Annotated in this window: 26 protein-coding genes and 3 pseudogenes; 6 read left to right on the forward strand and 23 right to left on the reverse strand. The window is 67.5% G+C overall.

From position 1 onward, the window contains the following. Positions 1-6: 6 nt before the first annotated feature. The 6 genes and pseudogenes from V1260_RS09095 to V1260_RS09120 form a co-directional block, all read right to left on the reverse strand. Positions 7-1,333 (reverse strand): annotated as a pseudogene (locus tag V1260_RS09095) (ISL3 family transposase). Positions 1,334-1,403: 70 nt separating this feature from the next. After that, the gene (locus V1260_RS09100; protein WP_329746504.1) at positions 1,404-2,564 is read right to left on the reverse strand and encodes an NAD(P)/FAD-dependent oxidoreductase; all 1,161 of its coding nucleotides are present in this window, start codon (positions 2,562-2,564) and stop codon (positions 1,404-1,406) included. Between the two features lie 74 nt (positions 2,565-2,638). After that, positions 2,639-2,902, reverse strand: a complete 264-nt coding sequence (locus V1260_RS09105) for a hypothetical protein (protein WP_263309921.1) — start codon at positions 2,900-2,902, stop codon at positions 2,639-2,641. A 36-nt stretch (positions 2,903-2,938) separates the two neighbouring features. Then, on the reverse strand, positions 2,939-5,212 hold the full coding sequence (locus V1260_RS09110; protein ID WP_442878145.1) for a heavy metal translocating P-type ATPase: 2,274 nt from the start codon (positions 5,210-5,212) through the stop codon (positions 2,939-2,941). A 48-nt stretch (positions 5,213-5,260) separates the two neighbouring features. After that, complete coding sequence (locus V1260_RS09115; protein WP_329746505.1) at positions 5,261-6,208, reverse strand: hypothetical protein; 948 nt, start codon at positions 6,206-6,208, stop codon at positions 5,261-5,263. Then, positions 6,205-6,420 carry a heavy-metal-associated domain-containing protein gene (locus V1260_RS09120; RefSeq protein WP_269364137.1) on the reverse strand — a complete coding sequence of 72 codons (216 nt, stop codon included), beginning with the start codon at positions 6,418-6,420 and terminating at the stop codon, positions 6,205-6,207. Before V1260_RS09120 ends, V1260_RS09115 begins: the two co-directional genes overlap by 4 nt. A 406-nt stretch (positions 6,421-6,826) precedes the next feature. Here V1260_RS09120 and V1260_RS09125 point away from each other — a divergent pair, with 406 nt between their 5' ends. Beyond that, entirely contained in the window at positions 6,827-7,159 is a 333-nt protein-coding gene (locus tag V1260_RS09125; RefSeq protein WP_329746506.1) for a hypothetical protein, read from the forward strand. A gap of 95 nt (positions 7,160-7,254) precedes the next feature. On the opposite strand, the gene V1260_RS09130 is transcribed toward V1260_RS09125, so the two are convergent. Together V1260_RS09130 and V1260_RS09135 are read right to left on the reverse strand one after the other, a co-directional pair. Then, entirely contained in the window at positions 7,255-8,769 is a 1,515-nt protein-coding gene (locus V1260_RS09130; RefSeq protein ID WP_329746507.1) for a multicopper oxidase family protein, read from the reverse strand. 31 nt (positions 8,770-8,800) lie between these two features. Beyond that, entirely contained in the window at positions 8,801-9,037 is a 237-nt protein-coding gene (locus V1260_RS09135) for an SHOCT domain-containing protein (RefSeq protein WP_329746508.1), read from the reverse strand. Between the two features lie 190 nt (positions 9,038-9,227). Here V1260_RS09135 and V1260_RS09140 point away from each other — a divergent pair, with 190 nt between their 5' ends. Further along, the gene (locus V1260_RS09140; protein ID WP_329746509.1) at positions 9,228-9,908 is read left to right on the forward strand and encodes a response regulator transcription factor; all 681 of its coding nucleotides are present in this window, start codon (positions 9,228-9,230) and stop codon (positions 9,906-9,908) included. 67 nt (positions 9,909-9,975) lie between these two features. Beyond that, positions 9,976-11,052, forward strand: coding sequence for a sensor histidine kinase (locus tag V1260_RS09145; protein ID WP_329746510.1), 1,077 nt, complete (start codon positions 9,976-9,978; stop codon positions 11,050-11,052). Between the two features lie 27 nt (positions 11,053-11,079). Here V1260_RS09145 and V1260_RS09150 read toward each other — a convergent pair whose 3' ends face one another. From V1260_RS09150 to V1260_RS09165, 4 genes are read right to left on the reverse strand one after another with little or no spacing between them, the layout of a single operon-like run. Continuing rightward, positions 11,080-11,847, reverse strand: a complete 768-nt coding sequence (locus V1260_RS09150) for a cytochrome c biogenesis CcdA family protein (RefSeq protein WP_329746511.1) — start codon at positions 11,845-11,847, stop codon at positions 11,080-11,082. Continuing rightward, complete coding sequence (locus V1260_RS09155) at positions 11,847-12,470, reverse strand: TlpA family protein disulfide reductase (RefSeq protein WP_329746525.1); 624 nt, start codon at positions 12,468-12,470, stop codon at positions 11,847-11,849. The genes V1260_RS09150 and V1260_RS09155 overlap by 1 nt, the downstream gene beginning before the upstream one ends. Positions 12,471-12,505: 35 nt before the next feature. Beyond that, positions 12,506-13,159 (reverse strand): CueP family metal-binding protein, encoded by a 654-nt coding sequence (locus V1260_RS09160; protein WP_329746512.1) that lies wholly within the window; start codon positions 13,157-13,159, stop codon positions 12,506-12,508. Continuing rightward, positions 13,159-13,743, reverse strand: coding sequence for a YdhK family protein (locus V1260_RS09165; protein ID WP_329746513.1), 585 nt, complete (start codon positions 13,741-13,743; stop codon positions 13,159-13,161). Before V1260_RS09165 ends, V1260_RS09160 begins: the two co-directional genes overlap by 1 nt. 220 nt (positions 13,744-13,963) lie before the next feature. On the opposite strand from V1260_RS09165, the gene V1260_RS09170 reads away from it, so the two are divergent. Beyond that, entirely contained in the window at positions 13,964-14,374 is a 411-nt protein-coding gene (locus V1260_RS09170; protein WP_329746514.1) for a four-helix bundle copper-binding protein, read from the forward strand. A 76-nt stretch (positions 14,375-14,450) separates the two neighbouring features. Here V1260_RS09170 and V1260_RS09175 read toward each other — a convergent pair whose 3' ends face one another. From V1260_RS09175 to V1260_RS09195, 5 genes are all read right to left on the reverse strand, one after another. Then, positions 14,451-15,281 carry a C40 family peptidase gene (locus V1260_RS09175; protein WP_329746515.1) on the reverse strand — a complete coding sequence of 277 codons (831 nt, stop codon included), beginning with the start codon at positions 15,279-15,281 and terminating at the stop codon, positions 14,451-14,453. A 713-nt stretch (positions 15,282-15,994) separates the two neighbouring features. Further along, positions 15,995-16,513, reverse strand: coding sequence for a hypothetical protein (locus V1260_RS09180; protein ID WP_329746516.1), 519 nt, complete (start codon positions 16,511-16,513; stop codon positions 15,995-15,997). Between the two features lie 184 nt (positions 16,514-16,697). Further along, entirely contained in the window at positions 16,698-17,684 is a 987-nt protein-coding gene (locus V1260_RS09185; protein ID WP_329746517.1) for an IS481 family transposase, read from the reverse strand. Between the two features lie 62 nt (positions 17,685-17,746). Then, positions 17,747-18,154 (reverse strand): nuclear transport factor 2 family protein, encoded by a 408-nt coding sequence (locus V1260_RS09190; protein WP_224356226.1) that lies wholly within the window; start codon positions 18,152-18,154, stop codon positions 17,747-17,749. Further along, positions 18,151-19,152: an NADP-dependent oxidoreductase gene (locus V1260_RS09195; RefSeq protein ID WP_329746518.1), complete on the reverse strand. Its 1,002-nt coding sequence runs from the start codon at positions 19,150-19,152 to the stop codon at positions 18,151-18,153. The genes V1260_RS09190 and V1260_RS09195 overlap by 4 nt, the downstream gene beginning before the upstream one ends. Before the next feature lie 14 nt (positions 19,153-19,166). Here V1260_RS09195 and V1260_RS09200 point away from each other — a divergent pair, with 14 nt between their 5' ends. Continuing rightward, on the forward strand, positions 19,167-20,198 hold the full coding sequence (locus tag V1260_RS09200) for a GlxA family transcriptional regulator (protein WP_329746519.1): 1,032 nt from the start codon (positions 19,167-19,169) through the stop codon (positions 20,196-20,198). Between the two features lie 224 nt (positions 20,199-20,422). Here V1260_RS09200 and V1260_RS09205 read toward each other — a convergent pair. From V1260_RS09205 to V1260_RS09225, 5 genes and pseudogenes are all read right to left on the reverse strand, one after another. Next, a pseudogene (locus tag V1260_RS09205) lies at positions 20,423-20,701 on the reverse strand (transposase); the annotation flags it as partial. Positions 20,702-20,752: 51 nt separating this feature from the next. Next, entirely contained in the window at positions 20,753-20,974 is a 222-nt protein-coding gene (locus V1260_RS09210; RefSeq protein ID WP_329746520.1) for a hypothetical protein, read from the reverse strand. 345 nt (positions 20,975-21,319) lie between these two features. After that, positions 21,320-21,649, reverse strand: coding sequence for a metal-sensitive transcriptional regulator (locus V1260_RS09215; RefSeq protein ID WP_263309924.1), 330 nt, complete (start codon positions 21,647-21,649; stop codon positions 21,320-21,322). Positions 21,650-21,675: 26 nt separating this feature from the next. Then, complete coding sequence (locus V1260_RS09220) at positions 21,676-23,814, reverse strand: heavy metal translocating P-type ATPase (protein ID WP_329746521.1); 2,139 nt, start codon at positions 23,812-23,814, stop codon at positions 21,676-21,678. Positions 23,815-23,971: 157 nt separating this feature from the next. After that, positions 23,972-24,539 (reverse strand): annotated as a pseudogene (locus tag V1260_RS09225) (ISL3 family transposase); the annotation flags it as partial. Positions 24,540-24,607: 68 nt separating this feature from the next. On the opposite strand from V1260_RS09225, the gene V1260_RS09230 reads away from it, so the two are divergent. Next, complete coding sequence (locus V1260_RS09230; protein ID WP_329746522.1) at positions 24,608-24,856, forward strand: hypothetical protein; 249 nt, start codon at positions 24,608-24,610, stop codon at positions 24,854-24,856. A 307-nt stretch (positions 24,857-25,163) separates the two neighbouring features. Here V1260_RS09230 and V1260_RS09235 read toward each other — a convergent pair whose 3' ends face one another. After that, positions 25,164-26,432 (reverse strand): glycoside hydrolase family 76 protein, encoded by a 1,269-nt coding sequence (locus tag V1260_RS09235; RefSeq protein WP_329746523.1) that lies wholly within the window; start codon positions 26,430-26,432, stop codon positions 25,164-25,166. Positions 26,433-26,611 lie beyond the last annotated feature (179 nt).

Below are 26,611 nucleotides of genomic sequence, written 5' to 3' on the forward strand. Positions count from 1 at the left end.
GGCTCTTCAGAGTTGAGTGTGGGGTGAGGCGTCGAGGCCGCCGGTGATGAGGAGCATTCGGAGGCGGTAGTGCTCGAAGTTCCGGAACCCACGGGCAATACGGCGGCCGAGCTCGATGATCCCGTTGACGGCCTCGGTGCCGCCGTTGCTCGCGCCTTCGGTGTCGAAGTAGGCCAGGAACGCCGTCTCCCAGCGTCGCAGGGTCTTGCCCAGCCTCGCGATCTCGGGGATCGGACAGCTGGGCAGCGTGTCGATGAGCCGCTGGGCGAGTCGACGTCCCTGCGCGGGCGTGGGCTGGTGGAACACGTCTCGGAGGTCTTGGGAGCAGCGGTAGGCGACTTCGACTGCGATGTGCGTGGAATCAGCTGCGAACGCAGTCTCCAGCCGTGCCTGCTGGCGTGTGGTGAGACGTTCACGCCCAGCGCGGGATGTGGCGGATCCCGTAGAGAGGATCACCCTTGCGGCCGCGATGACCGAGGGTCTCCTGCTGGATCCGGCGGCGAACGTCATCGACTGCAGCGCCGCCAAGCTTGACGATGTGGAACGCGTCCAGCACGCAGGTGGCGTCCTCGAGCTGGTCATCGATCGCGTTCTTGTATCCCTGGAACGGGTCCAGCGTCGCGATCTGGATCCCCTCGCGAAACGCCTCGCCGCGGTCGTCCAGCCAGTCGCGGTAAGCCTTCCCGGATCTGCCCGGGACCAGGTCCAACAGCCTGGCGGTGGGGTGAGCTCCGCGCGTCAGGTCGACCATCTCGGTGAGCTCCTTCGGTCCGCGCCGGCGCGAGTCACGGTGGTGCCAGATGTGTTCGTCCACGCCCAGGACCTGCACACCCTTGAACCGGACCGGGTCGTCCGCGGCCAGGGTCAGAAGCGGCTGGACCTGGGACCAGACCGTGTTCCACGTCGTGTCGAGCTGCCGGGTCAGGCCCTGGATCGTCGCTCCCTCGAAGCGGAGCAGGCCGATCGCCCATCGGATCGCACGGGTCGTCAGCAGACCTCGCGGCGCGCAGACTCCGGGGTCCTGCTCGACGAACGAGACCATCGGGCAGAGGTCCTCGCGGCAGATCCAGCGGCGCTTACGCCACCGGATCCGCACCGGCCGACCCGCCCAAGGCGCATCGATCAGCTCGACCATCACCCGGCCGTGACCAGTCGCGACCACCCCACAGCCCCGGCAGCCTGTCACGGGGTCGCAGGACTCCACCTCGAGCAGCAGACCACCGAGCCGGTCCTTCGTGACCGCGAGCAGATGAAAGCCGGGGAAGTCGAGGAGAAGGTCGCATCGGTCGCAGCGATCGAGCGCGTCAGGGCATACGCAACTATGGTTGGGCATCGTCGAGGTCCTTGGTGCGAGCAGAGGTAGAAGTCCGCTCATCATCGAGGACCTCGACGTCTATCCCCAGCTACCCCGCGACTCCGGCGCGCCCACACTCAACTCTGAAGAGCCCCATCACGTCGGAGCCGGCGTCCAAGCCGCTGACTCCGACGAGCCGGTCCGCTCGCCCGTGGGTGAGGACGAGGGGAGAGGTAGAGAGGGCGCGCGTCGTCCCGAATCGGCCTGTATGTCCAGCAGCGACGTAGAGGTGCTGGTGGATCTGTGCGCTGTAGAGGGCGCAGGGTCGGTAGGGTTCGGGTGCGTCCGCGTGTCCGAGCGAGGAAAGGACGCTGCGTGCGGCGTGCGCGCCCTGTGCCTCGGCGTCGCTCCAATGATCGATGCGCCAGGTCGTGCCGTCAGTCTCGTGGACCGCGACGCCTCCTGCGGCGTAGACGTTCTCGTGGTCACGACTGCGCAGCCGAGAGTCGACAGCGATCGCTCCGCCCCATGGGGAGGGGGAGAGCGGGCGCGTGCCAAGGGCGGAGATGGCCAGGTCCGCGGCGATGACCCGGCCGTCGGTGAACGCGGCGTGCAGCTCGCTCTCGACGAGATCAAGTCGCGTCAGCGCGTGACCGAAGTGCGTGTCGACAGTGACCCGATGTGCCTGGGAAAGCTGTCCTGCGGCCTGGGAGCCGAAGGCGCTGACCCCTGGGATGGGTGAAGAGGCAGCGAGCGTGACCCTGCATCCAGCGTCGCGGAGGATCCCGGCGGTCTCGGCTCCAATCATTCCGGCCCCGTAGATGAGAACCCGTGGAGAGCGCGTGCGCTCGAGGACGGCCCGCACACGGAGCGCATCGTCGAGGGAGTGCAGATGCGTCACCCGTCCGCTGTCCAGGGCGGCGGGGCTGGTGGTGTTCGGAGGGAGGGAGTGTGGCGCGCTTCCCGTGGCAACGATGAGCGCGTCATAGTCCAGGCGGGCGCCGGAGCGGAGGCGGAGAGTCTCCTCGAGAGGATCGACGGCGTGGACGCTATCGCGGATTGAAGGGACGGGCAGGGCCGGAAGATGTGCTTGGTAGGCGTCGAGCAAGCCGGTCGCGACTGCCTTATTGATTGGCGTGCGGTTGTACGGCGCCACCTCCGTCTCGATGATCGCGGTCGGGCTGATCTCTTCGTGCTGGGCGAGTTCACGAATGGCGGCCGACCCCGCTGCTCCTGCACCGATGACGAGAATGCGTGTCGAGCGGGACATGGTCGAACTCCGATCCGAATGGCGAGGGGGGCGCACTGGCTTGCAGCGCGCCCCCCCCGAATCAGCGGTGGTGCTCAGGCGGCGGCGTACTTCTGTGGGTCGGCGTCGAACAGGGGTCCGCACCCGGCGCAGCACAGCCAGTAGCGGGTGCCCTCGTAGTCGCGGAACAGGCCCGCGGCCTCGGCGGTGCTCTTGACGACGGGCCTGCCTTCCATCACCGGACAGGTGGCCATGTCGTCCTCCGTGGCGCCCATCAGGTTCGGGCGCCCTTCGGGCTCGACGGGGGAGTGGGGGGTGTGGCCGCAGCAGCTGGAGGTCTGGTCGGTCGTGTCGTTCATGGGATTCCTTCCATAGGGGTTTCGTGCGGGGAGGGGTCAGTTCTTCGCGATGGAGGTGAAGCCGCGCAGGCGCAGGCTGTTGCCCACGACGAAGACGCTGGAGAAGGCCATCGCGGCGCCGGCGAGCATGGGGTTGAGCATGCCGAGTGCGGCGATCGGGATTGCGGCCGTGTTGTAGGCGAAGGCCCAGAACAGGTTGGTTTTGATGGTCGAGAGCGTCTTGCGGGACAGGCGGATGGCATCGACGGCGCTGCGGAGGTCGCCACGTACCAGGGTGATGTCGCTGGCCTCGATCGCGACGTCGGTGCCGGTGCCCATCGCCAGTCCCAGGTCGGCCTGGGCAAGGGCGGGGGCGTCGTTGACGCCGTCGCCCACCATTGCGACGGTGCGGCCCTCGCGCTGGAGGCGGGAGACTACATCGACCTTCTCCGACGGCAGGACTTCGGCGATGACCTTGTCGATACCGACCTCGGTGGCGATCTGGCGAGCCACGGCCTCGTTGTCACCGGTCAGCAGCACCGGGGTCAGCCCCAGCGCTTTCATCTCGGCAACGGCCTCAGCGCTGGTGGGTTTGACCGTGTCGGCGACCACCAGGATTCCCCGGGCGATTCCGTCCCAGCCGATGGCGACGACGGTCTTGCCCTGCTCTTCGGCCTCTGCCTTGGCCGCGGCGACCGCGGGGCTCAGGGCCATCTGCGTCTCGGCGAGGAGGCTCTCACGACCGACGACGACGAAGCGGCCTTCGACGGTGCCGCGCACACCCTTGCCCTCGAGGTTGGTGAAGTCCGAGAGTGTCGGGAGTTCGCCGACCTCCTGGGTGGCGCCCTTGGCGATCGCTTGGGCGATCGGGTGCTCGGAGGAGTCCTCGACGGCGCCGGCCAGGCGCAGCAGCTCGGCGCGACCGGTGCCTTCATCGGTGACGACATCGGTGAGGGTCATCTTGCCGGTGGTGACGGTACCGGTCTTGTCCAGCACCACGGTGTCGACCTTACGGGTGGACTCGAGCACCTCGGGGCCCTTGATGAGCACCCCCATCTGAGCTCCGCGGCCGGTGCCCACCAGCAGCGCGGTCGGAGTCGCCAGACCCAGCGCGCAGGGGCAGGCGATCACGAGAACGGCGACGGCGGCGGTGAAGGCCGCGGTGACGGGGAACCCGGCGCCAAGCCACGCCCCGAGGGCCAGCGCGGCGACCAGGATGGCGATCGGCACGAAGATCCCCGAGATGCGGTCGGCCAGTCGTTGGACCTCGGCCTTGCCGGTCTGGGCATCCTCGACGAGCTTCGCCATCTGGGCCAGCTGGGTGTCGGAGCCGATGCGCGTAGCACGGACCACGAGCCGCCCGCCGGCGTTGACGGTGGCGCCGGTGACGGCGTCCCCCTCACCCACCTCGACGGGGACCGACTCCCCGGTGAGCATGGAGGCGTCGACCGCGGAGGTGCCGGAGACGACGGTACCGTCGGTGGCGATCTTCTCGCCGGGGCGGACGATGAAGTCGTCACCCTCTACGAGGTCGTCGATGGCGATCTTCTGTTCTCGGCCTTCTCGCAGCACGGAGACTTCTTTCGCGCCGAGCTCGAGTAGGGCGCGCAAGGCGGCGCCGGCCTGGCGCTTGGATCGCTTCTCGAAGTAGCGGCCGGCCAGAATGAACATCGTGACGCCCGCGCCGACCTCGAGGTAGATGTTCGCTGCCCCGTCGGAGGGTGCGATCGTCAGCTCGAAGGGATGAGTCATGCCTGGGGTGCCGGCGGTTCCGAAGAACAGTGCGTACAGGGACCACAGCAAGGCGGCGGAGGTGCCCATCGAGATGAGCGTGTCCATCGTGGCTGCGCCGTGCTTGAGGTTCGTCCAGGCCGCCTTGTGGAAGGGCCAGGCGCCCCACACGATGACCGGGGCCGCGAGCGCGAGCGAGAGCCACTGCCAGTAGGGGAACTGAATAGCGGGGATCATTGCCATCGCGATGACCGGGACGGTCAGCACGACCGCACCGATCAGCCGGTGGCGCAGAGAGGTCAGCTCCGGGTCGTAGCCCTCTTGATCGTCCCCAGGCGTACTCGCTGAGTCCTTGCGGGTGGCGGGCTTGGGTAGCGAGGCGGTGTACCCGGTCTTTTCGACTTCACTGACGAGCAGCTGCGGATCGTAGCCCTCTGGTGCCGTCACCTTGGCCTTCTCGGTGGCGTAGTTGACGGTCGCGGTGATGCCGTCGAGCTTGTTGAGCTTCCGCTCGATACGGTTCGCGCAGGACGCGCACGTCATGCCGCCGATCTCCAGCTCGATGCCGGTCTCCGCGATGAGCCGTGTTTCGGGGTTCACTGCAGGTCCTTTCCGATCTGTTGCGACGGTCGATCCAGCCCCATGGGTTCAGTGACCATCCGGGTGCGCATCGGCGCTCTCGTTCTCGGTGCCCTGCTCCGCTTCCACGACGAACTGCGCGGTGTGCATCTCGCCATCGATCTGGAAGTCCAGGTAGAGGTAATAGGGGCCGGCCGTGGGTGCCTCCGCCATGAAGGAGATCTCCGGGCCGGAGGTCTCCCCGGCTATCGGGTCCTCGCCTTCGGCGTGGACGTGGAGGTACTCCATATCGCCCTCGCGCAGAGCAACGAGATGGCCGAACGCGCCGAGGTAGGGCTCCAAGGTGGTTACCGGAGCGCCGTCCTGGGTGACGCTCAGCGTGAGATCGCTGGAGGTCCCGGTAGTCAGGTCCCCTTCCAGCGTCACGTCGAATCCGTCGACCTCGTCCTTCGTAGAGAGGGGATGGTCGGTGACCGGCGAGAGTTCGCCGGCAACGTCAACGGTCCGCGACAGCGTCAGGGTGTCCTCGCCATCGCCGGTGGGGGCGAAGTCGGCATAGATCTTGTACGTACCGGCTTCCTCCCACTGCCAGGGCAGGGACCAGCTCCCGGTGGACGGGTCCAGCTCCGGGTGCACATGGCGGTATTGGGTGCCGTCGGTGCGGACCACGATCAGGTGCATCTTCTTCTCATGGGCCTCCTGATACTCCGTGACGGGGCTCCCGTCGGGCCCGGTGATCGTGTAGGCGAGCTCTCCGGCCTGCTCAGCGGACTGCGGAGCGGAGACCTCAGACAGCACATAGCCCTGCGAGGACATCGATAGCCCCTTCTGTGGTGTGGCCTCGGGCTGCGTGCCTGTGGCCTCGTGGCCGGACTCATCGTGCGGGGAGTCGGTAGCCTGCGCGGCCCATCGTTCGACGACCCGGTCCGGGACGACGGCGCCGGCTGCGACGAAGGCACCGCCGAAGGTCACTGCGACCGCAGCGCCGTAGGCGATCAGTCGTCCCGCGGCATTCATCGGGCCTTGACCGCCGAGTAGCCGGCCTCCTCGACCGCGGTGAGGACCTGTGCGTCATCGAGGGGCTCCTCGGAGGTGACGACGAGCCGGCCCGTCTGGGCGCTCACCTGGATGTCGGTCACGCCGAAGAGCTCGCCGACCTCCTCGCGGACGGACATCTCGCAATGCCCGCAGGTCATCCCGGTCACCTGAAATTCGTTCGTCGTCGTCATGGTCGTGCTCCTCTCTTTTGGATACCCCCACGGGGTATCGGCCCAGGGTTGAGGCTATACCCCCTCCCAGTATCACGCAAGCGCAAAAGCTGCGCGTCCGGCGTCGGATCACCTGTACGGATCCCCGCACGGATTCCTCGGTGGGCCCCGATTCTGAGGTGGCTTCGCCCGTAGGTCGGATGCGGCGTAGCGGCGATGAGCGCTGCGAGAGCGGCGACGACGGCGGAGACGATGCCGGCAGTGTTCAGTCCACTGGTGAACGCCTGTTGTGCCGCGCTGATCAGGGACGCGCTGACCGCCTCGGGCACTTCCGAGGGCTCCGTCGATGCCGGTCTTCGTGGCCGCGGCGGCCTCTGGTGGCACGCCGTCGGGCGGAGTCTCGCTGATCTTGCCGCGATAAGTGGCGATGCCGATGCTGCTGATGACCGCCACGCCCAGGGAGATGCCCAGATCGCTGACTGTGCTCGCCGATCCCGATGCGCCACCGGTCGTCCCCGGAGGAGCCGAGCTGACGACCAGATCTGTCGTCAGGCCGCGAAGGCAGGGCCTCTTCGGGTGTGGACAGCGAGAGGGTGTGTTTCGCGCGGATCTGCCGGTGAGCTGGCTTCTCGCCGTCACCCACCTGGCCATGAATGCGGCCGCTGAAGAGGTGACGGCTGGTCGAATCGAGCATGCCGAGGCGGCCGGCCTCATCGTCGGAACCCTGCTCCCAGCCTTTACCGTCTCCGAAGGACGCTGACGGCCACACTGGAGTAGCAGTCAAGTCTCGCTCCTGCCAAGCCGTATGCTCCCGGCGTCTGCCTCCTTCGACGTCGGGGACCCGAACGTACGGCATCAGGACTCGTAATCGATCTCTGTCATCATGCCGGCTTCCTGGTGGTACGCGTTGTGGCAGTGTGCCGCCCAGCGGCCCGGGTTGTCCGCGTCGAAGTCGAGGGCGAACGATTCCATAGGGGCCATCATCACGGTGTCCTTCCGAAGACCGGACGGCAGGGCGAAGGTGTGGCCGTGGATGTGCAGGGGATGGCTCATCATCGTCTGGTTGGTCGCGATGATCCGCACGCGCTGTCCCTTGCGAATGCTGAGAGGAGTGTTCTGCCCGTAGGGCGCTCCGTTGATGGCCCACTGGTAGGGCTGCATCGATCCTTGGAATGCGAGCTCGAGTTCGGTGTCGACGGCGCGGTCCTCGAGTCGCGAGGCTTCGGCCGGCTCCAGAGTAGATCCGATGAGGGCCTCCCCGTCGAGTTCTCGGACCCGGACGTCCGCAGCGGGCACTTCCCCGGCACCAGTCTTCAACACGGCGAGCCCCTGGCCGCCGCTGGTCTTCCCGACAGGACGCGCCACCAGAGGGAACATGCCGTCCTTCACGGTGACCACCACGTCGTACCGCTCGCCCATGCCGAGATAGAGCGCCTTGGCGGTGACCGGCTCGACGGCGAATCCGTCAGAGTGGGTGACGGAGAGGTCGTGGTCTCCGAGAGCGAGGGTGAAGATGGTGTCGGCGGAGGCGTTGATCAGACGGAGGCGCACGCGCTGGCCGGGCTTCGCGTCGAAGATCTGCGGTGCTTCGGGGATCCGGCCGTTGATGAGGAAGTGGGGGTAGGTCACGTCACCGGCATCGCCCCAGGGCTCCTCGCCCATGGGCATGTCGCCGTGGTCCATGCCTCCGGATCCCCCGTCGGCGGGGTCGTCGCCCATTGGCATGTCGCCGTGGTCCATGCCGCCGGAATCCGAGGGGCTGGCACCGGTCAGCGCAGCCAGGACCTCATCGGGAGTCTGCCCGGTCCCATCGATCCAGTCATCGAGGGTCACGATCCATTCTGCGTCGTAGTCCCCGGGTTCGTCGGGGTCGTCGATGATCAGTGGGGCGTAGAGCCCGCGGTCGAGCTGCAGGCCGACGTGGGAGTGGAGGAAGTAGGTGCCGGGATCGGGGGCGACGAATTCGTAGGTGTAGGAGGTGTCTGGCTCGACCGGGTCCTGGGTCATTCCGGGCACCCCGTCGGCTGCGTTGTGCAGTCGGATGCCGTGCCAGTGGATCGTGGAGGCCTCGGGCAGGCGGTTCTCGAGCGTGATGCGCAGGAGGTCGCCGGCTGTGGCGCGAATCGGCGGCCCGGGGAGGGTCTCGCCGTATGCCCAGGTCGAGACCGTCTTCCCTCCGAGGTCCACGGTCGTCGGCGCCGCGGTGAGGGTCTGGGTGACGACGTTCTGACCGGCCTTCGGCGTCAGGGCTGGAGGCGGCGGGAATGCTCCGGCGTCGGTCGAGGTGGTGCGGTTACCACATGCCGCGAGCGTCAGCGCGGCCGCGCCGAGACCTCCGGTGAACACGGTACGGCGGGAAATACTCTTCACAGGTGCAGTCCTTCTGGAGCGAGGGGTGGTGTCATGGCTGAAACGCGTCCAAGACCAGTTGTCGCCGTTGCTCGAACTCGTCGGCCGTGATCTCTCCTCGAGCCAGGCGCAGCGAGAGTTCCCCGATTGCCTCGTTCTCGTCCCGAGCGCGTCGGGGGCGCCCGGGCAACACGGTGCGTGCCAGCAGCAGTGCCGAGGCCCAGAGGAGAACGAGGAGACCGGCGACCATCGCCCACATCAGCCACGACATCGCATCGGTCGGCATCATCGAGGGGCTCCCTTGGTCGAGTACTGAGGCGACACGGCCCCACCAGGTTCCCCGGGGCGGGCGAAGTTCCCGTCGAGAGTTCCTCAAGATCTGGTCCAGAAAGTCCGCCTGCACCTCCGTAGACGCGCGGTGTCCAGGAACGGAGACCAGACTGGAGCCCATGAGGAGTGAAGCGGATCGAGCAGCGGCTATGGTTCTCGTCGTCGAGGACGAAGCGGCGTTGTCGGACGTGGTCCAGGCGTACCTGGCGAAGGCCGGCTACGCGACTGCGAGCGCGCGGAGCGGTCCGGAGGCGGTGGAGATGGCCCGCACCATGGCGCCGGACGTGGTCATCCTCGATCTCGGGTTGCCGGGTCTCGACGGTCTGGAGGTGGTGCGCAGGATCCGCGCCTTCTCGGACTGCTACGTGCTGATCACGACGGCGCGATCCGAGGAGGTGGACCGCCTGGTGGGGCTGTCGGTGGGGGCGGATGACTACCTCACCAAGCCGTTCAGCGTGCGTGAGCTCGTCGCTCGGGTCCAGGCCGTGCTGCGGCGGCCTCGCGTCGAGTCAGGGAATGCTTCAGGCATGGTGCGTACGTTCGGCGAGCTGGAGATCGACACGGCTGCGCAGGAAGTACGACTCGCTGGCCGGGTGATCCCGTTGACCCCCACCGAGAGGGGACTCCTGATGACCCTGGCGCACCGTCCGGGCCAGGCCTTCAGTCGCAGACAGCTGATGGAAGCCGTCTGGGGCGACAGCTGGATCGGAGACGACCATCTCGTCGATGTGCACATCGCCAACCTCCGACGAAAACTGGACGAGTCGGCTGAATCTGCACGGTTCGTGACCACCGTGCGCGGTATCGGATACCGGATGGGGAAGGGATGAGCTCGTGACCGCCCCCAGTTCATCCGTTCGAACGGTCCGGCCTGGCACCAGCTTGGCCTCGCGCCTGATGATCGGCCAGCTCATCGTGCTGCTCGCCGGCGCACTCACCATCACGGTCCTGACAGTGATCATCGGACCTGCCGTCTTCCACTACCACCTGCTCCAGACCGACCTCCCGGTGGGCAGCGACGAGCTCGTCCACATCGAACGCGCCTACCGCGACGCGCTCGCACTCGCCCTCGGAGTCGGATTGGTGGTCTCCCTCCTGGCCGCCGGACTTGTCACCTGGAACCTGGCACGACGACTCCGCCAGACGCTTCACGGCCTCACCTCGGCTGTCGATGAACTGTCCCGTGGCCACTACTCCACGCGCGTTCCCTCCGTCGGAGCTGGGACCGAACTCGACTCTCTGGCTACCACGCTCAACGACATGGCTGCACGCCTGGATGCCGTCGAAGAGACCCGACGCCAACTGCTCTCCGACCTCGCCCATGAGCTGCGCACCCCCATCGCCACCCTCTCGGCACATCACGAGGCGATGGCCGATGGTGTCATCGAACCGGAGGCAGCCATGCCCATCCTCGCCGGCCAGACCGTGCGACTTTCGCGGCTGGCCGACGACATCAGTGAAGTGTCCCGGGCCGAGGAGGGCCAGCTCCCGGTACAGCTGCACCCCCTCACCGTCGATGACCTGCTGGCATCAGCACTCCAGGAATGGGAGGAACGGTTCGAGACAGCGGGCGTGGCATTACGACGAGAAATGGCCCTGCCCCACTCCGTGACGATCCACGCGGACCCGGACCGCCTCGCCCAAGTCCTCGGAAACCTGCTGAGCAACGCTCTGCGGCACACTTCCCCCGGAGGCACCGTCACAGTCTCGGCAGCCACCCACGGCAGCACGGTGGAGATCGCGGTAGCGGATGACGGCGAAGGCTTCACCGCTGAGGACCGCTCTCGCCTGTTCGAACGCTTCTTCCGCGCCGACAGCTCACGCACCCGTGACAACTCCGGCTCAGGCATCGGCCTGACGATCAGTCGAGCCCTGGTCGATGCGCACGGCGGGACCGTGGCCGCCGCCAGTGAGGGCCCAGGACGGGGAGCCACCTTCACCATCCGGTTGCCCCGAGCAATCGCTGACCGCTGAGCCGGCCGCGTACGGCTGGCTCAGCTCTCAGACGATCGTAGTGAAGGTGCCGATCCGCACCTGGAGCAATGCCATCCACTGCTCCCACACTCCGGAGACCAGCAGGAGTCCGATGGCGATGAGCATGGAGCCGCCAACGATCTGGAGCGTGCGGCGATGCCGGGACAGCACTTTGGAGATTCCGAGGGCGCGCCGGAACACGAGAGCGAAGAGGATGAACGGGATCCCGAGCCCGATCGCATAGCCGAGAGCCAGGAGAGCGCCGCGGCTCGCGGATGCCTCCCCGAGGCTGAGTGCGGCGACTGCGGCGAACGTCGGCCCGATGCACGGGGTCCAGGAGAAGCCGAACGTGATCCCGAGCAGCGGGGCGCCGGCGAGTCCGGCATCGGGGCGCTTCCGGATCCTTTTCTCGCCGGAGAGGCGGGGGAAGATTCCCACGAACACCAGGCCCATGAGGATCACCAGCACCCCGGAGATCCGATTGATCACGCTCGTGTACTGGATCACCAATGACCCGAGTGCACCGACGAAACCGCCGATGACCAGGAACACCGCCGTGAAGCCCGCGACGAACAGCACAGCGCCGACGACCAGGCGCCATGGCCGTTCCCCGGGATCGTCGGTACGGCGCGGCCCGGCGCTTCCTCCGGTGAACCCGGTGATGTATCCGAGGTAGCCGGGGACCACCGGAAGCACGCACGGCGAGAGGAACGCGACCAGACCGGCCACCATCGACAGCAGCAGGGCTGCGGCCAGGGGTCCACTCAGCACGGTGGTGGCGAACAATTCACCCATCAGGCGGCCTCCGCCAGCACGGCATCCAAGAGGCTCTCTAGGGTGCTCTGATCGGCTGCGCCCGCGAACCGGGCGGCTACTCGTCCTTCAGCATCGAGGATCAACGTCGTGGGGACGGCGTTGGGCGAAACGCTGCCGTCCATGGACGCGATCACCGCGCCGTCGGCGTCGGGGATCGAGGGGTAGGTGATGCCGAAGGTCTCCTCGAACGCGGCGGCCGGCCCGGCCTTGTCGCGCGTGTTCACGCCCACGAATTCCACTCCCAGGGCGCTGTACTCGGAGTGCACGGCCTTCAGCGCCGGTGCTTCGACCCGGCACGGCGGACACGACGCATACCAGACGTTGATCAGCAAGGGTGCACCGCGCAGCGCCGTGGAGTCGAAGTCGTCGCCGTCGTAGGTGGTTCCCCGAATCTCCAGAGGATCGGCGCGTCCCTCCGGGGGGATCTCGACGACGACACCATCGCCGGAGACGTACCCGGCGTTCGCCTCGCTCGCCATATCCGAGGAATTGCTGCACGCCGCAAGGACGGGGGCAAGGACGAGCAGGCCCCCGGTCAGCCGGAGCACCGTCCGCCTGCTCCGACTGGGCCGTGCCGCGCTCCGCCCAGCTGGGCCGACCACCGAATGCCAGAAGGCGGACCGGGTGCTTCGCCTGCTCACGTCAGCTGGAGACTGGTCAGACAGGTCAGATCATCCTCCGCCTGAGTCGAGAAGGACGCGGTCCCCGTGTAGTCCTCGAGGGTGCACGTGAGCTCCGCGGTGATTCCACGCGGTAGCCACAGACCGAGGAACCCGTTGTCATGCGTGGTGCGAGGGCCCTCCTCAAGGACCTCGCCCGAGCCGCTGTCGACCACGCTCACGGTGAGCTCGCGGCTGCGCAGTTCTCCGCGGCACGTGGTCAGACTGTGGAAAGCGCACTCGTGGGTGGTCTCCACGAACGGGGCCACCGACAAGTAGAACTGGTCCTCGGGAAGGGGCAGCTCGGCCTTTCGCTCTGCATCGTCTTGGAGCTGGAGAGACGTCGCGGTGACGCTGGCAATCAGGTCCTGCGGTCGCTCAGCCACCGGGAGCGCTTCGAGCCGGTCGATGATCTCGTGCGCGTCCGCGTCGGCGAAGCCATGTTCCTGAAGCAGCTCCTGATCACCCGTGATGGATGCGGGCTCGGACCCGCCGGTCCCGCAGCCGGCGACCACGAGCGGGAACAGGCCGGCACCGAGCACGAGCGATCGGCGCGGCAACCGGCCGGTGCGACGACGGGGCCTACCCCCGGAGGAGGCGAGCGCACCTCGAGGGCTCGCCGGGGAGGTCATCACGCAGGCTCGATCTCGCTCTCGACGACCCACTTGTGGTTCGTCATCATCATCCCGTCGGCTTCGTAATCGACCATGTACACGGTCTCCTCGGTGGCACTGTCGATGGTGGCCTCAGCACCCTCCATCCCGGTCATGTGATCGGCGGTGATGACAACTTCGGTGCCCTCTGCCAGCGGTGCCTCGCCCGGGTTCTCGAGCTCCTCGTGAACGACCCACTTGTGGTCAGTGACCGGCTCACCGCCATCGGTCGGCGTGAAGCTGACCGAGTAGGTCGTGGTGTCGAAGGCGCCCGAGATCGTCGCCGTCGCCCCCTCCATGCCCTCCATGTGGTCCGCCGTGAGCGTCACCTCCGTGCCGACCGGGAACTCGGGATCCTCCGCAGACGCCATACCTTCGGGCGCAGGGCCGCCATCCATCGGGTGCTCCATGCCGCCGTGGCTGCCTCCTTCGGACGCCTCCGACGCTTCTGACCCACCCGACGTCTGACCATCGTCGGACCCGCTGTCGGTGCAGCCGGCAAACACAATCGCACCGGTGACGACGACGGCCGCGAGACGGCCGAGAGAGCGACGAGAACGCATGATTTCTCCTAGTCAGAGGACACTTTGCGCCAGCCTATGACCCCTAGATCAAGGTCTCCTCAAGGTCAGATCTTGACTTCTTGAGCACAACGTTGGCCAGTCATTCCGCATTGCCTCCAAACGAGTGGTCTATCCGCTTCCGTCCTTCGGGGGCGATGGCTAGGGTCGTCAGGACGGGCCGGCATCCGCCGGTCCGTCCGGAACGAGAAGGAGCAGGATCATGACCCATCACGTCGCATCAATGCTTCAGACCTACTCGAAGGACCTCGGCACCATCGACCAGCAGAAGCTCGCTGAATGCATCGAGGCTTGCTTCGAGTGCGCCCAGACCTGCACCGCCTGCGCGGACGCCTGCTTGGCCGAGGACAAGGTGGCGGAGCTGACCCAATGCATTCGCCTGAACCAGGACTGCGCCGACGTCTGCGAGGTCACCGGTCGGGTCCTGTCCCGTCAGACGGGCACCAACGTTGCCCTGAACCGTGCTCTGCTCGAGGCGTGTCAGGCAGCGTGCCGTTCCTGCGCCGAGGAATGCGAGAAGCACGCTGAAATGCACGAGCACTGCAAGATCTGCGCGGACGCCTGCCGACGCTGCGAGCAGGCCTGCGCCGAGCTGCTCGCCTCGATCGGCTGACACCGCTGCCTCTGCACGTAGAGGGAGCCCCGACCGGTGGTCGAGGCTCCCTCTACGCTGGCGTCGTAGCGTTCTGTCAGCGGAAGGTGACGAAGGTCGGCGAACCCCAGATGGTGCGCTCGCTGACGGAGCCCTTGCTGTTGCCGGCGTCGATCACCGTGTTGCCGCCCGCGTAGATCCCGAGGTGGCCCGGCCACACCACGAGGTCGCCCGGCTTAGCCTCGGACTTCGAGATCGTGGTGCCGGCCGCGACCTGCTGCGACGAGGTGCGAGGCAGGTCGATGCCGGCCTGCGCGTACGCGTACGAGGTCAGCCCCGAGCAGTCGAAGCTGACACCCGGCTTGGAGGTCCCCCACGAGTACGAGACCCCGACCTGGCTGCGCGCGGCGTCGACGATCGCCTGCTGCGAGTTCGTCGCGGAGTTCGAGGGGGCGGGAGTAGAGGTTCCACCGCCCGAGGTCGATGCGCCGCCGTTCAGCGCGCCGCGGGTTTCCGGCCCCACGACGCCGTCGACCTTCAGGCCATGCGAGCGCTGGAAGTCCTTCACGGCCCCATGGGTGAGCCGGCCGAACTTGCCATCGACCGACAGCGAGGCACCGTGCTCGTTCAGTGCCGTCTGGAGCTGCTCCACCGACGAGCCCTGCGAACCCCACCGCAGCTTCTCGGCCGCCAGCGCAGACGTCGCATGTGCAGGAGCCGGCGCCGCCGGAGCGGCCGCCTGCGCAGCAACGGCCGGTGCGGCGGGCGAGACGGCGGGGGCGGCCTGCGCGGGGCCCGCGAGCAGGGCGGAGCCGATGACGACTGTGCCGAGCACAGCGGCACCGCCGGTGCCCCGCAGAGCGCGGCCAGCGGTCCCGACGGGGGTGACAGCGCGGCCGAAGGCGCGGTGGGTGTTGTTCTGGGCCATGGTTCTACTCCGTAAATTTCCCACTCGAGTCGGGCGGGAGTTGATGACTTCGTCAGCGCCACAGCGACAGCGGAACGAGCATCGAGGGGACGGCTCATGTCGTGGGCGGCGAGATCAACCTACGGCCCTGCGCGGCTCAACAGAACAGCGATGGACGGCTCTGCTCGAGGACTTAACTGAGGCTTGACGCCATCCCCCAGATACCCCCAGAGGGCAGGACTCCGCTTTACCCCTCAGGGGTACGGAGTTTGGAACGTGGACCCAGCTTGTCCTCAGCCTCTCGGGTGGCGTGGAGAGTGCTGAGCTTCCTGGCTGGGGGTATCAGGGACAGGTGCACGTGCCCGTGACTGAACCTCCTTGGACGGACTCGGACTATCGAGTTCGGAGAGGTGCTCCGCGGGGAAGCATGCGCGGTAGCGGTTCCGGAAGGGTAGCGCGGGCAGGGTTGGGCGGTCGGGGATCAGGGTGTTGCTCTTGAGATCGCTGTAGAGAGTGGCGAGAGGGCCAGACCAGTAGTCAGCGGTCTTCGCGTCGAGAGCACCTGGCTGGCCGCTGCGGCGGGACAAGGCGGTTTTCGCGGCGGCGGCTCGGTTGCCTTCGTGGGATTGCTGGTCGAGGAGGGTCAGCGCGCTGTTGGAGAGGACGTAGGGAAGCGCGTCGATGGCGATGGGCACCCCGTTTGGAGGGGTGAGCTGGTAAGTGAAGTCTCCGCTTCAAGGCGGCTGCCAGCTCAGGGGTCTGCCGAGTCGCAGGGGGCTGGAGTGGTCGAGGATCCGGAAGGCGGCCTCGAACAGCTCCATCTGCTCGGCGTCGAGCTCCTCGCGTCGTTGCCTCCATTTGGCGTGATGATCGGCGGGGACGGCGAGGGGACGCGGGGCGAAGTAGGCTTCGCCGCCGGTGAAGAGCTCCCAGAACCGCCGCTGTACGGCGAGTATGGGCGTCTCGTGCCGGGGATGGGCCGAGGTCAGGGCTTGCGAGAGCAGGCGGAGGTCGTCGGCGAGGATGCGGCGGTGGCGGTAGTGGGCCCACGGCGGGTGCGCCTGAAGTTCGTCCAGGAGCTGTTCGAGTTGGCTCAGCAGGGTGGGCCAGGTTCCGTGGGCGCGTCTGGCGCGGATGCGTCGGGCGAGGGGGGAGTGGAAGGCGCGGGGGAGGCCTAGGTCGGCGGTGAGGTGCGACCAAGGGCGACTGGTGCCGATCCGGGCCAGTAGAAGGGAGATCTCTGCGTGGGCCATCGGATCGGACGCATCGAGTTGGGGCAGCGAGCCGGTCCAGATCGCCTGGGGGATGTGCGCGACGGTCAGCGGGCGCCCGGTCGAAGAATGTTCGGGCAGCAGCAGGTGCCGCGAGGCGGCGCGTAATGCATGCGGTGGCAGCGGGTATCGGGGATGGGCGGCGCCGGTGCGGAAGGCGAGTTGGCTAGTTGTACTGACCGGAGACGTTGGTCAATCGTGAGAAGGGCGGCTGGTTCCCGCAGGCCGTGTGGGGCCGGTGCTGGTTGTAGTAGTGCAGCCAGCCCTCCAGCTCACCACGGCGTTCGGGCTCGGAGGTGTAGCAGCGGGCGTAGGCCCAGCCGTCGGCCAGGGTGCGGTGGAATCTCTCGATCTTTCCGTTGGTCTGAGGACGATACGGGCGGGTCCGCTTGTGCTTGATCCCGAGCTCTGCGCAGGTGTCGCGCCATAGGTGGGACCGGTAGGCGCCGCCATTGTCTGAGAGGACCCGCTCGACGGTGACGCCGCGGGCGTTGAACCACTCGACGGCCCTCACCAGGACTGCGGTGGCGGTGATCGCGGTTTCGTCGTCGTGGATCTCGGCGTAGGCGACGCGGGAATGGTCGTCGATGACGGTGTGGACGTAGGCCTTGCCCATCAACGGGTCGTAGTGCTTGTTCTTGGGCTTGTCCGGGGTGGCGGCGCGGTTCTTCTCTCCTTGTCGTCGGCCGACGTAGCGCCAGCCTCCGCCGTCGGGGATGTTACCGAGCTTCTTGACGTCGACGTGCAGCATCGCGCCGGGGTGGTCGTGCTCGTAGCGTCGGACGGGTTCGCCGGTGGCGCGGTCGACGTGGGAGAGCCGGTTCAGGTGCGCGTCGGTCAAGATCCGGTGGACCGTCGACGGTGCGATCCCGAGCCGGCACGCGAGTTGGACCGGGCCTTCGCGTAGGCGCAAACGGAGCTGGATGCAGCGCCTGGTCGTGGTGTGGCTGGTCTTGTTCGGAGACCGGTGCGGACGTGAGGAGCGGTCTTGCATGGACTGGCCGGTCCGGTAGCGGTCGGCCCAACGCTTCACCGTGGGCCAGGAGACCTGGAAGCGGGCGGCGACTTCGCTGATCGGCCAGCCGTCGTCTACGACGAGACGACCGACGAGCAGGCGATGGCGGGGTGTGAGTGCTGCGTTGGGATGAGTCATCGTTCTCCGACATGGTGAGAGCCCGGCAGCTGGTAGCTGCCGGGCTCTGGGGGTCTTGGGGGTCAGTTGGTGGGGGTGAAGGCCTGATCGACCGCGTAAGTGTCCTCGTACATCTGGTACCCGGTGATCTGACCGTCCTGAACTGTGAAGTGGAGGGCGAAGTCGTTGGAGAAGCTCTTGCCGGTGGCCAGGACGGGGAACTCGTTGTGGCCGAGTGCGACGGCATGGTCGCCGTCGACGACGATCTGGTGGATCGTGTATTCGGTGGCGGGTCCGAGGGCGGCGAATGCGGGGAAGAACGTGTCGAGTTCGTCGCGGGTGTGGCGAGTGCCGGCCCACGGGACGGCGGGGCTCCCGTGCACGGTGAAGTTGATGGTGGGTGCGAACAGGTTCTTGACCGTGTCGAGGTCGCCGGCGCCGAAGGCCGAGAAGAAGTCTTCGACGGTCTGCTGGGTGGTGCGGGTGCTCATGCGTTGTCTCCTTGGATGTGGATGATGGTCTTGCCTGGGGTCTTGTTGGTCTCGACGTGCAGTAGCGCGTCGCCGAGGTCACTCAGCGGGTAGCCAGCGCCGACCTGGACGGTGAGCCGCCCTCGCGCGGCCTGCTCGATGAGCAGTTCCAGGGCGTGATGGTCAGGCTCGACGAGCATCCGGCGCAGTCGTGGATCTCGTTGGGCCAAGTCGTCGTGGGCATCGGGGTGGAGTGCGACCACGACGCCATCGGGCGAGGCCATGGCCAAGGACCGTGGTGTCGTGTCACCGCCGACTGTGTCGAGGACGACGTCGAAACAACCAGCGAACCTCTGCCAGTCCGCGGTCGCGCGATCAACGACATGTCGCGTCCCGAGTGCCTCGACCAACGTCCTACCGCGATCACTGGTCACTGCCGTCACCTGCGCACCGAGGTTCACGGCGAGCTGACAGGCCAGGGACCCGACCCCGCCGGAGGCGGCATGGACGAGGACGGTTTGCCCCGGCTGCAGGTGCGCCGTGTCCACCAGTGCTTGATAGGCGGTCAGGCCGGCGAGCGGGAGTCCGGCCCAGCGCCCCCAGGCGCCTGCAGACAGGTCTTCTGTGCCTGTTGGGATCCGTGCAAGGTGGCGGGCAGGGACAGCGGCGTACTGGGCGAACGCTGCGGCTGGTGCGGGGAAGCGAGGCATGCCGGTCACCGCATCACCGACGTCGAGCGCCGTGACTCCGCGTCCAAGCTTCACCACGATGCCCGACATGTCGTAGCCGCCCACGAACGGGACTGTCTGCCCTGTGACGAACACGCCCCTGCGCCAAGTCATGACGTCAGTGGGGTTGACCGAGGACGCCATGACTCGGACCAGAACCTCGCCCGGTCCGGGTTCTGGAACCGGACATTGACGCAACTCAGGCCGCCCGCCGGGCGCAGGGATGATCGCGGCAAGCATGGTGCGCGGCAGTGACGGGTGCATGACCACCAGCCTGTCGGTGGACGCCACCACAGACGAGTGGCGTGAACGACACATTGTGCAAGGATCACGTCATGCATCATGTGGTCACGATTGCCTGCCCTGGAACCTCGTTGTTCGACGCGGGGATCCCATCGCGAGTGTTCGGCGCGGCCCGTACCGCAGACGATGATCCGGCGTACGACGTCACGATCGCGTCAGCTACGGGTACTGGACGGCTCCTGACCAAGGACGGCGTGTCGGTCGACCTGCCAGGTGTGGACCAGATCGATGAGGCTGACACTGTCGTGGTCGCCTCGAGCGACGCACTGCTCGACCCGCTGGTCCGTCGCGACATGGCATCCGCGCTGGCCCCCTTCCTGCTACAGGGGCAAGCCGTGCGATCTGGCGTCCGTGTCGCTGCGGTCTGTTCGGGAGCGTTCCTTCTGGGGGAGCTGGGCCTGCTTGACCATCGCACGGCCACGACCCACTGGCGACTGGCTGACCAGCTCGCCAAGCTGTTCCCTTCCACCCATCTGCAAACGGAGTCGCTCTACATCGAGGACGGCGGAGTTCTGACCTCGGGTGGAGTGGCTGCGGGCATAGACCTGTGCCTACACATGATCCGACAGGACTACGGAGTCCGGATCGCCAACGACGTCGCCCGCAGTTGTGTGGTGGCGCCCTTCAGAGAGGGCGGGCAGGCACAGTATGTCCAAACACCAGTGCCCCGCTCTGCGGACCCCTCGATGAACGACTTGGTCCACTGGTTGCTGGAGACACTCGACCAGCACCACACGCTGGAAGACATCGCCCACCGGGGGCACATGAGCACCCGCACCTTTGAACGGCGCTTCCGCCGAGAGTACGGCACAAGCCCCGGACAGTGGCTGACAGCTGCACGTATCCAGCGAGCCAAAGAACTGCTCGAGTCCACAGACCTGCCCGTCGAGCGCATCGCCGAGCTGGTGGGCCTCGGCACGGCCAGCAACCTACGAACGCACTTCACCCGCTGCGTCGGACGAACGCCCCAGGCTTATCGCCGCTCCTTCACCGCGGGCAGCAATTCGACCAACGTGTCCGCTCAGTACAGCTAGTCGCGGTCAGGTGCTCGCGGTGGTGGCCGAGTTACAGCGCTCCGAGCAGGGGATTCTTGACCAGTGGTGTCGACGCGGCCTGCAACGTGATGGGGGCTTTCGGATCGGTGGGCAGCACCAGTTGCTGGAGTCGTTCCCCGCCCTGAACCGGGTCGGTGGCTTCGATGACGATGAGGGTGTCGGCCAGCCCCGCCGGGACACCCTCAGTCTGGTACTGACGCGAAGAAAATCGAGGCCCGCCGGAGGATCTCGTTGTCCTCCCGGAGCTGCTTGTTCTCCGCCTTCAGTCGCTTGACCTCGGCAGACTCCTCGCTGGTGACGCCGGGGCGGGTTCCGTCGTCGACGTCGGCCTGGGCCAGCCATCGCCGCACGGACTCCCGCGAGACGCCTTCCTGGCGGGCCACCGCGGCCGTCGCCGCCGTCAAGGTCGGGTACTCCTGCTGGTGCTCACGCACGAGTCGCACGCACCTCGCGCGCAGCTGGGGATCGATCTTCTTCGGCATGCTGTCCATCCTTCCGGACTCAAACAGCAGCGGCATCAAACCTGGGCCGGTTCACATCTGCGTGGACCACGGGTTGCTCGAGTCGTTCTGCCAGACGACGAGAACCTGAGTGGCCGTCCATCGGTTCGCCCGCGCCGGCCGCCACATCTCGGTGCCGTCATCGAGCAAGAGCCGCACGAGGACCGGGATGTTGCCCATCGGGCGCGCCCCCGGCGTCCCCACCGAGGGGAGCCGGTTGGTCACCGTCAGCTCGGGCGGCCTTCGATCGCTCACCCGCTCACCTTCCCACGACAGCCCGACACGCCAGAGCGCGCCGAATCTCGACGGGGGAGCGGGGCAAGAGAGGACCTCCTACGCGTCCACCCAACTCGGCCCGAACATCTGCGGGCCCTCCCGAATCCGCGACCGTTACCCCTCGAATCTGGGTGTGCGTTGTAGGTTCTCGCGCGACCTGTCAGGGGTGCGACGCCGTGAACTGCGGCGCGACAAGGAGGTTGCCTGCTCGAATTCTCATGAAGTTGTCGGGTTCCTCAAGGCGGTGAGTGGTGCCCGAGGGCAACCTGGCCGAATCTAAGGCTGTGCCGGTGATCGATGGGTTGTCGGTGGTGGCGGAATGGTTCAAGACTTGACGAGGCGCCGTACTGCGTCTGAAGCCTCCTTCAGCTTTTTCTCGGCCTCATCTCCGCCTTCGCGAGCGGCATCGAGGACGCAGTGACGGAGGTGGTCGTCGAGCAGTCCCAGTGCAACGTTCTCGAGCGCGCTGTTCAGAGCGGAGATCTGGGTGAGGATGTCGATGCAGTAGACATCTTCATCGATCATCCGGGAGATCCCGCGGGCTTGGCCTTCGATGCGCTTGAGGCGGTTGAGGTAGCGGGGTTTGTCCTGGATGTAGCCGTGGGGTCCGCTGTGGCAGGCCTGTTCCTCGGTGGGTTCAGGTGCAGTGTTCATGAGTGATCCCATTCGGTGAGGGAGGGTCAGTGGCGAGCCCGGACGGCGGCGACGGTCGCTTCCGGTCGGAGGTCGAGGCGTCGCAGGAGCTGGGCGTTCAGGGCGACGACGATGGTGGACAGGGACATGAGGATCGCTCCGACGGACATCGGAAGGACGAATCCGATGGGGGCGAGGATTCCGGCCGCGAGTGGCACGGAGATCAGGTTGTAGCCGGCAGCCCACCAGAGGTTCTGCTTCATCTTTCGGTAGGCGGCGCGGGAGAGCTCGATGACCGAGAGTACCGAGCGTGGATCGGAGCTGGCGAGCACGACCCCGGCGGAGGCGATCGCGACGTCGGTGCCGGCACCGATGGCGATGCCGACATCGGCCTGGGCGAGGGCAGGGGCGTCGTTGACGCCGTCTCCGACCATCGCGACCTTCTTGCCCTCTTTCTGGAGCTGGGCGACCTTCGAGGACTTGTCCTCGGGTCGCACCCCGGCGAAGACGCGGTCGATGCCGAGCTCGCGGCCGACGCTGTTCGCGACCGCCTCGGCGTCGCCGGTGATCATGACGACCTCGACGCCCAAGCTGTGCAAGGCATCGATGGCGTCGCGAGATTCGGGGCGCACCTCATCGGTGAGCTTGAAACCGCCGATCACCTCGTCGTCGCGGAGGACGTGGAGGATGATCGCGCCCTCCTGGCGCCAGGCCTCGGCTTCTTCGACTTCGCTCACTCCGGTCTCCTCGAGCAGTCGAGGACCGCCCACGCGGATCTCGTGCCCATCGACCTGGGCACTCACGCCCAGTGCCGGGGTGGAGCTGACGTCAGAGCCCGCAGGAATCTGCGCTCCCTCGGCCTGTGCCTTGGCTACGATGGCGCGGGCGAGCGGGTGCTCGCTCTCCGCCTCGGCGGCAGCTGCCAGGGCCAGCACCTCGGTCTCGTCCGCACCGCGGGTGATGATCTCGGCGAGGACGGGCTCACCCTTGGTCAGGGTGCCGGTCTTGTCGAACAGGACGGCGTCAACGGTGCGCATGGCCTCCAGGGCCAGACGGTCCTTCACCAGGACACCGCCGCGGGCAGCCCGCTCCGTCGCGATCGAGACGACCAGCGGGATCGCGAGCCCCAGCGCATGGGGGCAGGCGATGACCAGGACCGTCACCGTGCGCACCACGGCGTCATCGGGCATGCCGAGCAGAGACCAGGTGATCGCGGTGATCGCAGCGGCACCGAGAGCGAACCAGAAAAGCCACGCCGCGGCGGTATCCGCGATGCGCTGTGCCCGGGACGAGGAGTTCTGCGCTTCGGTCACCAGGCGCTGGATACCGGCGAGGGCGGTGTCGTCGCCCGTGGCGGTGACTTCGATGCGGAGACTGGAATCGGTGGCGACGGTGCCAGCCACGACAGAGTCTCCGGTGGAGCGCGTCACTGGGCGGGACTCGCCGGTGACCATGGACTCGTCCACGTCGGCGCGGCCTTCCCGGATCGTGCCGTCGGCCGGGACGCTCGCGCCGGGGCGGACGAGGATGAGGTCGCCGCGCTGCAGCTCGTTGGGCGAGATGCTCACGAGCTCGTCGTCTTCGATGCGTTCTGCCATGTCCGGCAGCAGTGCGGCCAGAGAGTCGAGCGCGGAGGTGGTCTGGGCGAGGGAGCGCATCTCGACCCAGTGGCCCAGCAGCATGATCACGATCAGCAGGGCGAGCTCCCACCAGAAATCGAGCTGGTGGTCGAGGATCCCGAGAGTCGCACCCCAAGAGGCGATGAACGCGACCGTGATCGCGAGCCCGATCAGGAGCATCATCCCGGGCTGACGGGAACGGATCTCGGAAACGGCGCCGGTGAGGAACGGGCGGCCGCCCCAGATGTACATGACGGTGCCGAGAACCGGGGCGATCCATAGAGCGCCGGGGAACTCGGGAACGCTGTACCCGAGCAGCATCGCGAACATCGGCGAGAATGCGACAACCGGAACGGCGATGATCAGATTGATCCAAAACAGCCGCCGGAACTGTGCGACGTGGTCCCCGTGACCGGCGTGGCCCCCGTGCCCTGAGTGACCCTCGTGTCCCGAGTGGTCCTCGTGATCTCCGTGAGTTCCGTGGTCGTGATGCGCCTCGGGTGCGTCGTGCTCAGCAATACCGGTGTGCGCGCCATGAGGCGTGGGGGAAGGATGAGAGTGCTGCATGCCGGGTTCTCCGTTGTCGTGACGGTGTGGGGGGTTGCCAGCGTTCATACACTCGACCATATACCCCAAGGGGGTATCTGTCGAGGGGTTGGATTCCGCTGTCAGCATCGGCGTGATCGAGGTGTGGAGGCGCGGCACGAGAGCCATCACGGGCTCTTCAGAGTTGAGTGTGGGGTGAGGCGTCGAGGCCGCCGGTGATGAGGAGCATTCGGAGGCGGTAGTGCTCGAAGTTCCGGAACCCACGGGCAATACGGCGGCCGAGCTCGATGATCCCGTTGACGGCCTCGGTGCCGCCGTTGCTCGCGCCTTCGGTGTCGAAGTAGGCCAGGAACGCCGTCTCCCAGCGTCGCAGGGTCTTGCCCAGCCTCGCGATCTCGGGGATCGGACAGCTGGGCAGCGTGTCGATGAGCCGCTGGGCGAGTCGACGTCCCTGCGCGGGCGTGGGCTGGTGGAACACGTCTCGGAGGTCTTGGGAGCAGCGGTAGGCGACTTCGACTGCGATGTGCGTGGAATCAGCTGCGAACGCAGTCTCCAGCCGTGCCTGCTGGCGTGTGGTGAGACGTTCACGCCCAGCGCGGGATGTGGCGGATCCCGTAGAGAGGATCACCCTTGCGGCCGCGATGACCGAGGGTCTCCTGCTGGATCCGGCGGCGAACGTCATCGACTGCAGCGCCGCCAAGCTTGACGATGTGGAACGCGTCCAGCACGCAGGTGGCGTCCTCGAGATGGGTCAAGTCCCTGGAAGTGGTGTAGCGATCCTTCACTGAGGGGTCAGGCCGTCGCGCTGGTCAGGATGAGCAGCGACTCCGCGCCGGAGACCGCGCTGCGGCTGGCCATGGTCGCCGCAGGCCTGCCGGAGCCGCTGGCGAACGCACAGGCTACTGGGGAGTCCCAGGACGGTCGGGTCCTCGATCTCGGTGAGCCTGATCTGCACTGGCCGGAGTGGAAGGTGGTGCTGGAGCACGACGGGCCGACGCACCTCGATCGTGCGCAGCAGAGCCGTGACATCGCGCGAGGCGACCGACGGATGGCTGCCGGCTGAGTCGAGCTGCGCACCTCCGCGGAGGACCTCCTCCACGGGTGCCGACGGGCGGTCGACCGGGTGCGGCGGGAGCTGATGCGCCGCGGGTGGCGACCCGGACAGGACGGCTGACGCCCGGACCGGCCCCTAGGGGAGTCAGGAGTCACGAGCACCTTCGCGCCATGCACCGAGTGCTGCGTCTGGACCGCTATGACCTGGCGGAGGCGGCTCAAATGCAGCACTCGGTGACCGGCGACGCGGGTGAGACTCGAGCTCGGCGCGCGGAGCCCCCTCGGGCCCCGGCGCCGGACGGACGAGGCGAGGACCCTCAGCTCAGGTGCCGCCAGAGCGGCCGGCCGAGCGCGGCGAGGGCGAGGGTGCGGGCGAATCCTGCCTGATCCAGCAGATGCGTCCCGGAGTCCGTCTCCCGCGAGCCGGTGACGAGATCCGTCTCGGGATCGCGGCGGTCCTCCCAGAGGCGCGCGGCATAGGCCTCGACGATCGTGCGCCCCTGCACCTGCGCACCGAGCACGGACTCGGCGAGCAGCAGGTTCGAGGCGAGGATGGCGTTGAACTGGATCGGCTGGGTGTCGAGCCCCGCCCCGCGGGTGAACGGCTCGTAGAACGCGGTGATCGCCTCGACCAGGGAGAGCGCGCGCTCCCGGTGCTCCTCCTCGCCGGTGATCTCATAGGCGAGCACCTCGCAGCCCAGCGGCACGCCCTGGTTGTAGGTCCACTGGGTGCGATCGATGGCGCCGTCGGGCTTGATGTTGTCCCAGTACAGGCCGTTCGGCGCGAGCAGCGTGTCCCGGCCCCAGGCCATCCAGCGCAGCGCGTCCTCGAGCGCCTTCTCCTCGCCCGTGAGCTGGTACCAGCGCAGGGCGACCTTCGCCGAGGGGAAGGTGGACACCGTGTTGCGGTCGTGGTTCCAGTCGCCCTGGGTCCAGTCGATCCCTCCGGGCGAGGCGAGCGTGGGATCTGTGGACTCCCCGGAGCGGAACAGCTCGAGGAGCTGAGCGACCCGGTCCAGATCGCCGCGGGCGCCGCCGGTGACCAGATGCTGCTCGATCTCGAGCAGCGCGATCCAGTCGTTGTCGTCGTAGAAGAAATCGCCGTTGGCGCCGTCGGTGGAGTTGGTGGCGGCGGTGTAGCCGGGCAGGCCGGTGGTGCCGCCGGCCGGGTACCAGTAGTGCTCCTGGGCACGGATCAGGGCGGCGTCGGCCGCGGCGGTGTCGAGATCCCCGGTGTCCGCGCCGGGACCGGGGCCGTCGAGGGCGGCGATCAGCTCGGTCAGCGCGGCGCGGGCCTGCGACAGCGGCCACACGTAGGTGAACTCCGGATCGTGCTCCTGGCGGGGGTACTGCTCGATCAGCATGTCCGGGTCGGTCTCGGCCCGGAAGTGCGCGAGCAGGGACGAGGTCGCGGCGACGGCCCGGGAGGCCGCCTCCCGCGGGGTCACGGCGGCGGAGTCGCTCACGACGGGGGAGGTCCTTCCGGAGGGGGCTGCGAGGGCGGCGGGGGAGAGCGCGGCGACGGTCGCCGCCCCGGTCAGGGCGGTAGCGGCGGTCAGCGCGGTCCGACGGGTGGGTGTCGACACGGTGCACCTCGATGTGCGCTGGGGAGAACGGTCCCGCGTCACGCTAGTGCGATTCCCACGTCGGCACACCCGCTTCGCGCAGATCGGTCTCCTCCGTGGCCGACGGGGCGGGCCGGGGCGGGGGGGGGGGGGGGGGGGGGTGTTTTGTTGCGGGCGGGTTGGGTGGGTGGTGGGCGAGA

The organism is Brachybacterium sp. J144, assembly GCF_036321705.1.
GTDB lineage: Bacteria > Actinomycetota > Actinomycetes > Actinomycetales > Dermabacteraceae > Brachybacterium.